At 45.3% G+C, this 1134-nt stretch carries 1 protein-coding gene; it reads left to right on the top strand.

The window, feature by feature from the left end; translation table 11 throughout:
- Nucleotides 1-1134, top strand: a 1134-nt coding sequence (locus BKK54_RS12085; protein ID WP_432213704.1) for a phage tail tip fiber protein, incomplete at both ends; no start/stop codon positions are given.

Here is a 1134-nt window from a genome sequence, read left to right as displayed (position 1 = left end):
CGGTTATTGTGATGGCTGATCGTTTTCAAGTGGTGAAAAATGCCCAAGATGGTTCGCCAAAACCGATGTTGCGTGTCGAAAACGGAAAAACGGTACTCAATGGCGAACTGATTGCCGATGGCGGCATTACCGCCCGAAAAATGGCGGCTGATTCCATCAGTGCAGCGGCTTTACAAGCCGGCGCAGTACGCGCGAATCACGTTGCCGCAGGGGAATTGACGGCAGATAAATTGGCAATTGGGTTGGGTGGCAATCTCTTGTATAACCCGATTTTTGCGAATCAAGGCTATGGTTGGCGTGATGCAAATGCCAAAGGTGGCGATTGGAATGGTTGTCCAAATACAACCGCAATTGAAAGAACCTATCATCAAAATGACTATCATCCTAAAGGCGAAGTCAATGAAGCTTGGCGATTAATTAAGATAAGCGGAACACAAGCACAATTTAATACCTTGGCTGAAAGAAGATCTTGGGTTGATGTATGCCGCCAATTTGTCAATGTAGTAGCAAATAAATGGTATATCGCTAGTGTCTATGTGGGGGGCTTTCATTGTGCCAGACAATTAATTGTTGAAAAATATCATCATGATGAAGGGGAATATCAAGGTGCGATAGCAATGACGGCGATTGCCGGTCAAGGTGATGTTCACAATAGACCGAGTGATTTTATTGTGGCACCTACGGGAGAATTTGCGAAAGGATTGGGACAAAATGCAAAACGCCTCTTTGTGAAATTTAAAGCACCGGATACAGGTAAAATTTTATTAGTAATATGGGTTAATCATTATGCGAAAAATCAAACTTACGCAGACTTTTATGTAGCCCGCCCAATGCTTGAAGAATGTACCGAACACACCCGAGAACCAAGCCCTTGGCAAAATGCCGGTGTAACGGCAATTCACGGTGGATCGATTGTCACGAAAACTGTCACGACGGAACAACTCGCTGCAGATTCAGTCACCGCGAATGAAATTGCAGCGGGGGTGATTGGCGCAAGACACGTTGCGACAAAATCCCTTAATGCTAACCATATCGCCACAAGGTCATTGACTGCTGAATTACTGAATGTCTCGAATTTGGCGGCGATTAGTGCGAATTTAGGACGAGTGACTGCGGGAACAATCACGGGGACAA

The organism is Rodentibacter genomosp. 1 (genome assembly GCF_001999285.1).
Taxonomy (GTDB): Bacteria; Pseudomonadota; Gammaproteobacteria; order Enterobacterales; family Pasteurellaceae; genus Rodentibacter.
Note: the sequence above shows the minus strand (reverse complement) of the source record. Positions and strands in the feature narration are given on the sequence as shown.